The sequence below is a fragment of the Rhodopseudomonas sp. genome (assembly GCF_048594845.1).
Lineage (GTDB): Bacteria > Pseudomonadota > Alphaproteobacteria > Rhizobiales > Xanthobacteraceae > Rhodopseudomonas.
In genome coordinates this window covers 1-11,949 of sequence record NZ_JBMDXE010000084.1, presented here as the reverse complement: position 1 = coordinate 11,949, position 11,949 = coordinate 1, and the positions used below count along the sequence as shown (strand labels likewise).

The 11,949-nt window shown below is 66.7% G+C and carries 13 protein-coding genes; 6 read left to right on the top strand and 7 right to left on the bottom strand.

Annotation, left to right across the window (positions count from 1 at the left end; all coding sequences use genetic code 11):
* On the bottom strand, positions 1-459 hold the full coding sequence (phnG, locus tag ACOJTD_RS05020) for a phosphonate C-P lyase system protein PhnG (RefSeq protein WP_420131832.1): 459 nt from the start codon (positions 457-459) through the stop codon (positions 1-3).
* A 122-nt stretch (positions 460-581) separates the two neighbouring features.
* Here phnG and phnF point away from each other — a divergent pair, with 122 nt between their 5' ends.
* Positions 582-1,310, top strand: a complete 729-nt coding sequence (phnF, locus tag ACOJTD_RS05015) for a phosphonate metabolism transcriptional regulator PhnF (protein ID WP_420131852.1) — start codon at positions 582-584, stop codon at positions 1,308-1,310.
* Between the two features lie 206 nt (positions 1,311-1,516).
* Here phnF and phnE (ACOJTD_RS05010) read toward each other — a convergent pair whose 3' ends face one another.
* From phnE (ACOJTD_RS05010) to phnC, 4 genes are all read right to left on the bottom strand, one after another.
* A complete protein-coding gene (phnE, locus tag ACOJTD_RS05010) occupies positions 1,517-2,365 on the bottom strand; it encodes a phosphonate ABC transporter, permease protein PhnE (protein WP_420131831.1) in 849 nt (282 codons plus the stop codon).
* Positions 2,362-3,240, bottom strand: a complete 879-nt coding sequence (gene phnE / locus ACOJTD_RS05005) for a phosphonate ABC transporter, permease protein PhnE (protein WP_420131830.1) — start codon at positions 3,238-3,240, stop codon at positions 2,362-2,364. The genes phnE (ACOJTD_RS05010) and phnE (ACOJTD_RS05005) overlap by 4 nt, the downstream gene beginning before the upstream one ends.
* A 73-nt stretch (positions 3,241-3,313) precedes the next feature.
* Positions 3,314-4,255 carry a phosphonate ABC transporter substrate-binding protein gene (phnD, locus tag ACOJTD_RS05000; RefSeq protein ID WP_420131829.1) on the bottom strand — a complete coding sequence of 314 codons (942 nt, stop codon included), beginning with the start codon at positions 4,253-4,255 and terminating at the stop codon, positions 3,314-3,316.
* 74 nt (positions 4,256-4,329) lie between these two features.
* Positions 4,330-5,142 carry a phosphonate ABC transporter ATP-binding protein gene (phnC, locus tag ACOJTD_RS04995; protein ID WP_420131828.1) on the bottom strand — a complete coding sequence of 271 codons (813 nt, stop codon included), beginning with the start codon at positions 5,140-5,142 and terminating at the stop codon, positions 4,330-4,332.
* A 171-nt stretch (positions 5,143-5,313) separates the two neighbouring features.
* Between phnC and ACOJTD_RS04990 the strand changes: the two genes are divergently transcribed.
* From ACOJTD_RS04990 to ACOJTD_RS04980, 3 genes are read left to right on the top strand one after another with little or no spacing between them, the layout of a single operon-like run.
* On the top strand, positions 5,314-5,946 hold the full coding sequence (locus tag ACOJTD_RS04990) for a chloramphenicol acetyltransferase (protein ID WP_420131827.1): 633 nt from the start codon (positions 5,314-5,316) through the stop codon (positions 5,944-5,946).
* Between the two features lie 22 nt (positions 5,947-5,968).
* Entirely contained in the window at positions 5,969-7,162 is a 1,194-nt protein-coding gene (locus ACOJTD_RS04985) for an alpha-D-ribose 1-methylphosphonate 5-triphosphate diphosphatase (RefSeq protein ID WP_420131826.1), read from the top strand.
* Positions 7,163-7,183: 21 nt separating this feature from the next.
* Positions 7,184-7,888, top strand: coding sequence for a DUF1045 domain-containing protein (locus ACOJTD_RS04980; protein ID WP_420131825.1), 705 nt, complete (start codon positions 7,184-7,186; stop codon positions 7,886-7,888).
* Between the two features lie 14 nt (positions 7,889-7,902).
* Here the strand turns inward: ACOJTD_RS04980 and ACOJTD_RS04975 are convergent, their stop codons facing one another.
* Positions 7,903-9,459, bottom strand: coding sequence for an acyl-CoA synthetase (locus ACOJTD_RS04975; RefSeq protein ID WP_420131824.1), 1,557 nt, complete (start codon positions 9,457-9,459; stop codon positions 7,903-7,905).
* Between the two features lie 31 nt (positions 9,460-9,490).
* Positions 9,491-10,207: a TetR/AcrR family transcriptional regulator gene (locus tag ACOJTD_RS04970; protein ID WP_420131823.1), complete on the bottom strand. Its 717-nt coding sequence runs from the start codon at positions 10,205-10,207 to the stop codon at positions 9,491-9,493.
* A 98-nt stretch (positions 10,208-10,305) separates the two neighbouring features.
* Between ACOJTD_RS04970 and ACOJTD_RS04965 the strand changes: the two genes are divergently transcribed.
* Both ACOJTD_RS04965 and ACOJTD_RS04960 read left to right on the top strand, forming a co-directional pair.
* Positions 10,306-11,490, top strand: coding sequence for a lipid-transfer protein (locus tag ACOJTD_RS04965; RefSeq protein WP_420131822.1), 1,185 nt, complete (start codon positions 10,306-10,308; stop codon positions 11,488-11,490).
* Positions 11,491-11,498: 8 nt separating this feature from the next.
* The gene (locus tag ACOJTD_RS04960; protein ID WP_420131821.1) at positions 11,499-11,945 is read left to right on the top strand and encodes a MaoC family dehydratase N-terminal domain-containing protein; all 447 of its coding nucleotides are present in this window, start codon (positions 11,499-11,501) and stop codon (positions 11,943-11,945) included.
* Positions 11,946-11,949: the final 4 nt, after the last annotated feature.

The window sequence follows — 11,949 nt, the reverse complement described above, 5'->3', positions numbered from 1 at the left end:
TCAGCCCTCGCCTCGCACCATCGTGTAGAAATCGACCTTGGTGGCGGCCGTCTGCTCGGCCTTGCGCCGGCGCTCCGCGGCCTGCTCGGCGCGCAGCGGCGCCAGCACGTTGCTCTCGACCGCCGCCGCGGTGTCGCGGCGCTGGATCAGCGCGTCGCACAGCGCGATCAGCCGCGCCTTCTCCTTGTCACGGCCCAGCGTGTAGCCGAAGCCGCACTCGCCGCTGGCGAGCCGCACTGCGGCGCGCGTCACCGTCGCTTCACCGAGATTGAACGGCGCGCCGTCGCCGCCGACGCGGCCGCGCACCATCACCAGGCCGTTCTCCGGCTCGCGTAACGCTTCGCTCGCGGGCAACTCGATCGCCGCGAGGCGCGCCGCGATGTCGTCAGTGCGGGCATGAACCAGCACGGCCATCGCGGCCTGCCGGGTCTGCGTGCTGGTTTCGAAGGGCGTCGCCATCTTGCCTCTAGCCTATCCGAAGTTGTCTGTGATATTAGACAACTTCATACCGGCGGGCCATGACCTTTTGATGACGAGGCCGTGAAAGGCGAAGCGGGCGCATGATCGAAGCGAAGGACGGGATGTCGACACTGCAGCCGGATTCCGGCGTTACTTTGTGGCGCAAGGTGGCGGATTCAATCGAGCGCGAGATCGCCCAGGGCGGCTATCCGGCCGGCGAAAAGCTGCCCGGCGAGGTCGAACTCGCGCAGTCGCACCGCGTCAATCGCCACACCGTGCGCCGTGCGCTGGCGGCGCTCGCCGAGCGCGGACTGGTGCGTGCCGAGCGTGGCAGCGGCACCTATGTCGAGACGGCGCGCATCGCCTATCCGCTGCGCTCGCGCACGCGGTTTTCTGAAATCGTCGGCGCCGGCGGGCGCGAGCCGCGTGGGCAATTGCTGTCTGCTCATCGCGAAGAGGCGACGCGCGAGCTGGCGCGCGAGCTAGATCTTTCCATCGGGGCGCCGCTGATCCGGATCGACGGATTGCGGCTCGCCGACCGCGCGCCGATCTGCGTCGGCAGCACCTGGATGTCGGCCGAGCGTTTCCCTGATGCGGAGGAACTGTATCGCCGCTTCGGCTCGATGACCAAAGTACTGGCGCAGCACGGCATCCGCGACTATCGCCGCGCCTCGACCCGGATCACCGCCGCAATCGCCGACGCCGGCGATGCCGCCCGACTCGATCTCGGCATCGGCCGGCCGGTGCTGATCGTCGAAGGCCTCGACGTCGACGGCAAAGGCCGCCCGCTATTAGCGATCCGCGCCCGGTTCGCGGCGGAGCGGGTGCAGTTTGTGGTGGATACGGAGTAGTCGGGCGGGTTGTCGCCGACATGAGTCGTGAGGCACAGCGCCGCCCCACATCCGTCGTCATCGCCCGCGCAGGCGGGCGACCCAGTATTCCAGAGCGTCAGTTCTGAACGCGAGCGCTCTGGAATACTGGATCCTCCGCATGCGCGGAGGATGACAGCTGTCAGTGGGGCGGACGATGTGCTCTCAGCGCAAGCGTGCAAGCTAGGCTACGCGATCGCCGGTTTCCCGATGATCGCAAACCGCAGCCGCGTCGAGATCCAGTCGATCGCCGCGACGGCGACCAGGATCATCAAAATCAGGAACGACACCTTCTGCCATTCCAGCACGCGGATCTGTTCGGCGAGTTGCAGGCCGATGCCGCCGGCGCCGACGATGCCGATGATGGTGGCGGAGCGGGTGTTGGATTCGATGAAGTACAGCACTTGGCCGGCGATCACCGGCAGCACCTGCGGCATCAGGCCGAAGCGGATCTCGTGCAGCGGCGATCCGCCGGAGGCGCGGACGCCCTCGACCTGTTTGCGGTCGGCGGTCTCGATCGCCTCGGAGAACAGCTTGCCGAACGCGCCGAAGTCCGACACCGCGATCGCCAGCACGCCGGCGAACGGGCCGAGGCCGACGACGTTGATCCACACCAGCGCCCAGATCAGCGTATCGATGCCGCGCACGCCGTCGAGAAAACGGCGCACCGGAAAGCGGATCAGCTGCGTCGGGATGATGTTGCGCGCCGCGAGCAGGCTGACCGGCAGCGCCATCAACGCCGCGAGCGTGGTGCCGAGCAGCGCGATCGACAGCGTCTCGCCCATGGCCGAGAGATAAGCCGGCAGCGACGAGCCCGGGTCCGGCGGGATCATCAGCAGCGCGAACCAGCCGAGCTGGCTGAGCCCGGCGATGATCCGCTGGGGCGAGAAATCCAGTTCGACCAGGCCGTAGATGAACAGCGCCAGCGCCGCCAGTGCGATCGTCGGCACCCCGAGCCGCGCCGCGGCGGGGCGCTCGAACAGATGCGGGTGACGCGCCTTCAGATCCGCAAGGTCGGTCTGCGCGCGCGCGGTCATGCCCGGCCTCCGGTCAGGCGGCCGCGAATCCAGCCGGTGGAGATGTCGATGACGAACACGGTGACGATGATCAGCAGCAGAATCGCGCTGACGTCGGAATAGTAGAATTTGCGGATCGACACGATCAGTTCCTGGCCGATGCCGCCGGCGCCGACGAAGCGCATCACCGAGGCGCCGCGGACGTTGATCTCGAACCGCAGCAGCGCGTAGCTGGCGAAGCCTGAGATCACCTGCGGCAGCACGGCGAAACGCATGCAGGCGATCCAGCCGGCGCCAGTGGAGCGCACGCCCTCGACCGGCTTCATGTCGACGTTTTCGACGATCTCCGAAAATAGCTTGCCGAGCGCACCGGTGGAATGAATCGCGATCGCCAGCACGCCGGCCATCGGGCCGAGCCCGAACGCGATCACGAACACCAGCGCGAACACGATGTCCGGCACCGTGCGGCAGATTTCGAGGAAGCGGCGGATCACGAACAGCAGCCACGGCTGCGGCGCGGTGTTGCGGGCGGCGAAAAAGTTCAGCAGCACCGCCAGCACGGCACCGGCGAGCGTGCCGACATAGCTGATCAGCAGCGTCTCGCCGAGCAGCCCCAGCCATTTACGCCAGCCCCAGAACCATTCGGCCGGGTCGGTCCAAACCCGCGCGCCGCTGTCGAGCCGGAAGATGCGATCGAAATAGCTGAAGAAATTGCCGATCTTGCCGAAGAACGTGCCGAGATCGACCTCGGCGCCGACCGCGGCGAGTGCCAGCGCGGCCAACGCGATGGCGAAGCCGACGAGCGTGCGCCAGCGCCGCCTCGCGATCGAGTTCTGATAGGCCGCGTTGAGCGCGTCGAGCTGAGACTCGGGGAGCAGCGATACGGCCAGGGCCATGCGGGGAGGGCTCTCGTTGGGCAAAAAACAAGGCCGGATCCCGAAGGATCCGGCCCGGTGGACGAGATGAAACTCAGGACGCCTTCTTCTTACGCAGGGCGTCGACGAACTTGATCAGCTCGATGGTGCCGTCCCAATCCTTGGTGGTGGCGGCGTGGAAGCCCTTCTTCTGGCCGTCCGACAGACGATCGAACGCGGCCTTGTCCTTGGTCGGCGCGTCCATGAAGGCCTTGGCGATCGCCGTCTTGAGGTCTTCCGGCAGGTCGGAGTTGTAGGCGTAGGGGCCGTTGATGATCGGAGCCGACTTGTGGATGATGCGGAAGTCGTCCTTCTTCATGGCGCTGCCGTCGGCATTCTTCAGCATGCCCTTGTGCAGCATCTGCTGCAGCGTCGAGTCGTCCTCGTTGGTCCACTGATTGGCGGCGACGTCGACGGTGCCCTGCGCCAGCGCCAGCACGGCGTTCTCGTGGCTGCCGGTGAACACCACCTTGCCGAAATAGGCCTCGGCGTCCGAGATGCCCATCTTGTCGAGTTCGAAGCGCGGCACGTTGTTGCCGGAGGTCGAGTTCGGATCGACCAGGCCGAGGTTCTTGCCCTTGAGTTCGTCGATCGACTTGTAGGGGCTGGCGGCCTTGACGAAGAACACCGAGTAGTAGCCGGTCGAGCCGTCGGCGTTGATGTCGTTGGCGAAGGCGTCGGTCTTGACGCCGGTGAGGCGGGCGCGGGCGAACGACGCCGAGCCGTAGCTGGCGAGCTGGATGTTGCCGGCGCGCTGGCCTTCGATCACCGCCGCGTAGTCGTTGGCGATGCGCAGGTTCACCTTCACGCCGAGTTCCTTCGACAGGTAGGCGACGAACGGCGTCCAGCGCTCGGTGACGCCTGAGGCGTTCTCGGCGGGTACAACCGCGAAGGTCAGCTCCGGATACTTCGCCTTGTAGTCCTGCGCCAATGCGGTGGAGGCCGTGAACGCCAGCGTGGCGGCGGCAAGCAGAATGGATCGGCGATCGATGGTCATCGTGACATCCCTGTCGGTTGATACGTGTTTGGACCCGCGTGGGTCGCGGGCTTCCGGTTCGGGCGCGTGCGGCGTTAGGCCGCGACGCTGCCGAGTTCGGGAATGAGGCCCTTCGCCGGGGCATGAACCGGCGCGGTGCCCATCACCTCGTTGGCCTCGAGGTCGTAGAGTTCGCGGGCGATGCTGTCGGTCAGCGCCGCCGGCACGTCGTCGAACACGATGCGGCCATTCGCCATGCCGATCAGCCGGTCGCAATAGCTGCGGGCGAGATCGAGCGAGTGCAGATTGCACAGCACGGTGATGCCGAAGTGCTTGTTGATGCGCAGCAGGGCGTCCATCACCACCTTGGTGTTGCGCGGGTCGAGCGAGGCGATCGGTTCGTCGGCGAGGATCAGATCGGGCTCCTGCACCAGCGCGCGGGCGATCGCGACACGCTGCTGCTGGCCGCCGGAGAGCTGATCGGCGCGCTGCGCGGCGAGCGGCGCGATATCGAACTGATCGAGCGCCGACATCGCCAGCGCGCGGTCCTTTTCGGGCCAGGCCTGGGCCAGCGAGCGCCAAGCCGGAACATGAGCGAGGCGGCCCATCAGCACGTTAGTCATCACGTCGAGCCGGCCGACCAGGTTGAACTGCTGGAAGATCATCGCCGAGCGGGCGCGCCACTGGCGTAGTTCGCGGCCCTGCAGCGCGGTGACGTCGGTGCCTTCGAACAGGATGCGGCCCTCGGTCGGGTCGGCGAGGCGGTTCAGCATCCTAAGCAGCGTCGACTTGCCGGCGCCGGAGCGGCCGATGACGCCGACGAAGCTGCCGCGCTCGACCGAGAACGACGCATTGTCCACGGCAGCCTTGCTGCCGAAGCAACAGGTGAGACCTTCAACGACCAGCATGCGCGGCTCCAGGAAATGGTTGCTCTATCGCTAACGCTGGTATTTTGCAGGCATATGACAGTCGCGTAGTTGGGACCTTGTGCACAGTTCGCGTGTGTCATCGCCACGTCACGACGCCGTCATCGAGTGCGCGGAAGAACCTGTTCCCCCACTCATCACGTGACGGAACTCATGGTCGCAAAATCGCTCTCGGTCGAACCCACCGTCGATCCCTCCGCCCGCCTGCACGACACCAAGCTCGGTGCTTATTGCGAAGTCGGCGCGCGCACCATCCTGCACGAAGTGACGATGGACGACTATTCGTACGTGGTGAACGACTCGCAGATCACCTACACCAGCATCGGCAAGTTCTGCTCGATCGCGGCGATGACCCGGATCAACCCCGGCAATCATCCGATGCATCGCGCCACCCAGGCGCATTTCACCTATCGGGCCAGTGCGTACTTCCCGGGCGAAGAGGACGATGCCGAGTTCTTCGACTGGCGCCGCGCCTATCACGTCAGCATCGGCCACGACGTCTGGATCGGCCACGGCGCCATCGTGCTGCCCGGCCGCAACATCGGCACCGGCGCGGTGATCGCGGCCGGCGCGATCGTCACGCGCGACGTGCCGGCCTACACTATCGTGGCGGGAAATCCGGCGCGCGTGATCAAGCGACGGTTTTCCGAAGAGGTCGCGGATCGCCTGGTGAATCTGGCATGGTGGGACTGGGACCACGAGACGCTACGCCGCGCGTTGCCGGATTTCCGCAAGCTGCCGGTCGAGGCGTTTCTCGACCAATACGAAGCCACTGTGCCCGCCTGACGCGCCGCAACGGGAGAACGAGATGACCGATATCCTGATCGAAGGCGGCCGGGTGCTGCTGAACGACGACTTTAGCGAGACCTCGCTGACGGTGGTCGGCGGGGCGATCGACAGCGCCGGCGCGAGCAGCGGCCACGTCGCGATGCGGATCAATGCCGCCGGCTTGCTGGTGCTGCCAGGCATCGTCGATCTGCACGGCGACGCCTTCGAGCGCCAGATGATGCCGCGGCCTGGCGTCGACTTTCCGATCGACGTCGCGCTGGCGGACAGCGACCGCCAGGCGATCGCCAACGGCATCACCACGATGTTCCACGCCGTCACCTGGTCGTGGGAGCCGGGCCTGCGCAGCGCCGCCAATGCCCGCCGCATGCTCGACGCCATCGACCTGACGCGGCCGCGGCTCGCGGTCGATACCCGCATCCATCTGCGTCACGAGACCTTCAACCTCGACGCGGTGGACGAGATCGCGCAGTGGATCGCCGAGCGCCGCGTCGATCTGTTCGCCTTCAACGATCATATGGACTCGACGCTGCGCGATCTATCGCGCCCGCACCGCCGCAGCCGCATGGTCGAGCGCACCGGGCTGTCGGGCGAGGAGTTCGATCGTCTGGTCGAGCGCGTCGCCTCACGCACCGCGGAAGTGCCGGACTCCATCGCGCGGCTCGCCGCCTGCGCCCGCGAGGCCGGGCTGCCGATGCTGTCGCATGACGACGATACGCCGCAGATGCGTCAGGACTATCGGGCGCTCGGCGTCCGCATCGCTGAATTCCCGACCACCGAAGAGACCGCGCGCGATGCAGCGGCAGCGGGTGACTTCATCGTGTTCGGCGCGCCCAACGTGGTGCGCGGCGGCAGCCATACCGGCTGGACCAAGGCGGCCGACATGATCGCCAAGGGGCTGTGTTCGGTGTTAGCGTCCGACTATTACTATCCGGCACCGCTGCTGGCGGCGTTCCGGCTGGTGCACGACGGCATCCTGCCGCTGCCGCAGGCCTGGAAGCTGATCTCGGAGGGGCCGGCGCGCGCCGCGGGCCTGTCCGATCGCGGTGTGCTCGGCGCCGGCAAGCGCGCCGATATCCTGATCGTCGACGATCGCGTCGCGCTGCGGCCGCGGCTGGTCGCGGCAATCGCCGGCGGGCGGCTGGTGCATATCGACGAGCCGGAGCGCTTCGTGATGTCGCACAAGGTGCGGTCCGCGGCGGTTGCGGCGGCCTGACACGGGGTTATGCTGCAGACGATGTCGAATTTCCCCCGCTACGCCATCTATTATCTGCCGCCGCCGGGCAGCGCGCTCGATCGCTTCGGCGCGGCGCTGCTGGGCTACGACGTGGTCTCGGGCGACGACGTGCCGTTTCCGCCCGACATGCTGAGCGCCGTCCCGGATTTGGTCGACATCACCACGGACCCACGCAAGTACGGCTTCCACGCCACGCTGAAGGCGCCGACTGCGCTGGCGCCCGGGCTTACCGAGGCCGAGTTGCTGTGGGCCTGCGCGACCTTTGCGGAGACGCCGCGCGCGATTCCGGTGATCAAGCCGGCCGTGCAGGCGATCGGCAGCTTCATCGCGCTGGTGCCGGCCGATGCATCGGAGGAGCTCTCACAGCTCGCGGCCGACTGCGTCCGTAGCTTCGACAGTTTTCGCGCGCCGCTTTCGGCCGAAGACCGCGCCCGCCGCAAGCCGGCGCAACTGTCGCCGCGTCAGGTGCAGTATCTCGACCAGTGGGGCTATCCTTACGTCAAGGAGGAGTTCCGCTTCCACATGACGCTGACCGGATCGCTGCCGCCCGACCGGCAGCAGCAGTTGCTCGGCCGGCTGCGCGAGCAGTTCGCTAAGCTTGAACTTGATACGCTGGCGATCGATCGCATCGCCGTGTGTCGGCAGGACTCCCCGGGCGATCGATTCCGCAGCATCGGCCAGTTTCAACTCCGGCCGATGCTGTAGAGATCGTGTGAGGCTTAGCTCACCCTGCGTTCGCGATTGTCCCAGTAGGGCTGGCGCAGTTCGCGCTTGAGGATCTTGCCGGCGCCGGACAGCGGCAGCGGCGTCTCGGTGATCTCGACGCTGCGCGGGCACTTGTAGCCGGCGATCAGTGCCTTGCAGTGCGCGATCAGTTCGTCCGCCGTCACGCTGGCGCCGGCCTTGGTGACCACCACGGCGTGGACCTGCTCGCCCCAGGCGTCGTGCGGGATGCCGATCACGGCGCATTGCGCCACCGCCGGATGTTGCGCCACCGCGTTCTCGACCTCGACCGAGTACACGTTCTCGCCGCCCGAGATGATCATGTCCTTGACGCGGTCGACCACGTAAACGAAGCCGTGCTCGTCCATGTAGCCGCCGTCGCCGGTGTGCATCCAGCCGCCGGCCAGCGCCCGCGCGGTTTCTTCCGGGCGCTCCCAATAGCCCATCATCACGTTGTCGCCGCGCACGCAGATCTCGCCGACCGTGCCATACGGCACCGGCTTGTCGTCGGCATCGACGATGCGCACCTCGCAGCCGAGCGTCGCACGGCCGGCGGCGCGCTGGCGCCCCTTGGCCTTGCCTTCGCCGATATGCTCCTTCCAGTGCAGCAGCGTGGCAATCGGCGACAACTCCGTCATGCCGTAGGCCTGGGTGAACTGCACGTGGGGCAGCGCAGCGCTGGCGCGGGCCAACACGGCCTCGCTGATCGGCGAGGCGCCATAGACGATGTTCTTCAACGACGACAGGTCGTAGTTCTTCAGCGCCGGGTGGTCGACGAACATCTGGATCATGGTCGGCACCAGCAGCACGTCAGTGACGCGCTCGTCCTGCATCGCCTGCATCACGCCTTCCGGCGTGAACGAAGGCACCATCACGTTGGAGCCGCCCGACAGCAGCAGCGAATACATCGCCGCGCCGTTCGCGAGGTGGAACATCGGCGCGGCGTGCAGATACACCGAGGTGCCGGGGAAGAGGCCTTCGCCGAGCGCATTGAGCGCGTTGGCCATCAGGTTGCCGTGGCTCAGCATCACGCCCTTAGAGCGGCCGGTGGTGCCGCCGGTGTAGAAGATGCCGGCGAGATCGTCGGCCTTGCGCATCGCGTCCGGAATCGGCTCATGCGCCGAGATGATGTCCTCGTAGCTGCGCATGCCCTCCGGCACGTCGCCGTCGTCCGCATAGATCAAGGCCATGCTCGGGATGGCTTTCGCCAGCGCGGCGCCGGTCGCGGCGAACGCCTTGTCCACCACCAGGGCCACGGCGCGGCAGTCTTTCAGCGCGTCTTCGTTCTCCAGCGCGCTCCAGCGGATGTTGAGCGGCACGATCACGCCGCCGCACCAGCCCGCAGCCAGATACATTTCCAGATAGCGGTCGGAATTCATCGACAGGATGGCGACGCGTTCGCCTTCGCCGACGCCAAGTGCGCGCAGCCCGCTTGCGAGCCGCGCGACGCGGTCGCCGACCTCGCGCCAGTTGCGCTTGCGCCCGTTGAACACGGTGGCGAGGCCGTCCGCGTTGATCTGCAGCGCGCGCCGCAGGCCGTGAGTGATATTCATTCAGTCCTCCCTGGGTGTCTTTCTTCTTGGATTACTTCTTCTTGCGTGGGGTCGGCGCCTTGGCGGCGCTCTTCCTGGTCTTGGTAGTTGGTTCTTTCGGCCGCGGCTTGTTCGATCTTGCGGTTGCAAGTCCTTCGGTCAGGCGCTCGGCGAAATCGTCGGCGATCGCGTCCGGCGTCAGGTCGCCGCCGCGCTGATACCAGTGTCCGATCCAGTTGAGCGAGCCGGCGATCGCGAATGCCGCCATCTTCGGGTCGCACGGCTTGATCGAGCCATCGGCGATGCCCTCGGCGATGTAGCGCCGGAACGTCTGATCGATGCCGCGCTTGGCGGCCCGCACGATCTTGGCGTTGCTCGGGCTAAGATCGCGCGGATCGAACCGCACCAGGCTGGCGCCGAAATCGGTCGCCATCGTCTCCGCATAGGAGTGCACCAGCGCGCGCAGCTTGCCGAGGCCGTTTTGCCGGCTGCGGTCGATCGCGGCGATGAAGCCGTCGACCTGCTCCTGCCCCAGCGCCCAGCATTCGAACAGAATGTCCTCCTTGCTGCGGAAGTAGTTGTACAGCGCCGGCTTGGTGATGTTCAGCCGCTCGGCGACTTCGTTGAGCGTGGCGCGATGATAGCCCTGCTCGAGAAATAATTGCACGGCCGTGCGCAGCACCGCCTCGCGCTTTTCGTCGCGGGCGCGGCGGCGGTTTTCGAATGGCATCCAGGGCGAGGTCTGATCGGTGGCGGCGCGTCCGTCCATCATGCATCCGTGAAGCGGCGCCGATTGACTCCGGTGCCGACGGCTTATATTACTCACGGGTAAGAAAAAGTCCAACGAGTAAGATTGGGAGAAAACAGATGGCGTCCCCCGTTTACGTCGCCGGCGTCGGCATGATCCCGTTCATGAAGCCGGGTGCGAGCGAGCCCTATCATCTGATGGGCGCCGAGGCGGCGCGCCGCGCGCTCAGCGACGCCGGCATCGGCTACGACGCCATCGAGCAGGCCTTCGTCGGCTACGTCTACGGCGACTCCACCTGCGGCCAGCGCGCGCTGTATCAGGTCGGCATGACCGGCGTGCCGATCGTCAACGTCAACAACAACTGCTCCACCGGCTCGACCGCTTTGTATCTGGCGCGGCAGGCGATCGCCTCGGGCGCGGCGGATTGCGTGTTGGCGCTCGGCTTCGAGCAGATGAAGCCGGGTGCGCTCGGTACCGTGTTCGCTGACCGCCCCAGCGCGTTCGAGGATTTCGACGCGGCCGCCGATCGCCTGATCGATGCGCCCGGCATTCCGCTGGCGCTGCGCTATTTCGGCGGCGCCGGCCTCAGCCACATGCAGAAGCACGGCACGCCGCTATCGTCCTTCGCCAAGGTGCGCGCCAAGGCGAGCCGCCACGCAGCGAAGAACCCGCTGGCGCTGTTCCGCAAGGAGGTCTCGGCCGACGACGTGCTGAACGACCAGGTGATCTGGCCGGGCGTGATGACGCGGCTGATGGCCTGTCCGCCGACCTGCGGCGGCGCGGCCGCCGTGCTGGTGTCCGAAGCCTTCGCCAAGAAGCACGGCCTCGACACCAAGGTTCGCATCGCCGCGCAGGCGATGACCACCGACACGTCTTCGACCTTCGATGCCGGTGATATGATGCGCGTGGTCGGCTATGACATGGCGCGCGCGGCGGCCAACAAGGTCTACGAGCAGGCCGGCGTCGGCCCGAGCGACATCGACGTCGTCGAGCTGCACGACTGCTTCGCCCACAACGAGCTGATCACCTACGAGGCGCTCGGCCTCTGCCCCGAAGGCGGCGCCGAGAAGTTCATCGACGACGGCGACAACACCTATGGCGGCAAGTTCGTCACCAATCCGTCCGGCGGCCTGCTGTCGAAGGGCCATCCGCTCGGCGCCACCGGCCTCGCGCAGTGCTACGAATTGACGCGCCAGCTGCGCGGCACCGCGGAAGCCACCCAGGTCGACGGCGCCAGGCGCGCGCTGCAGCACAATCTCGGCCTCGGCGGCGCCTGCGTCGTCACGCTGTACGAACGCGCCTGAGCGTCGCCATGGTCGATCAATCCGCCATCGGTCACCGGTTCACGCCGGTGACAGCCGCTGTCGAGCCCGGGCGTCTGCGCTACTTCTTCGAGACGCTGGGCGAGTCCAATTCCGTGTATCGCGATGCCGCCGCGGCCAAAGCCGCCGGCTACAAGGGCATCCCGATCCCACCAACCTATCTGTTCTGCCTGGAGATGCTCGACAACGAGAAGCCGTTCGAGTTTCTCACCGCGCTCGATATCGATCTCGGCAAGGTGCTGCACGGTGAGCAGAGCTTCACCTACCACGCCCCCGTGGTGGTCGGCGACACGCTGACCTTTCAGTCCGGCGTCGCCAGCGTCGCCGACAAGAAGGGCGGCGCGATGACGTTGATCGTGGTCGAGACCGCGGTCACCAATCAGGACGGCGTCCATGTGGCCGATACGGCCCGGACGATCGTCGTGCGTAACGGGTGAGCGC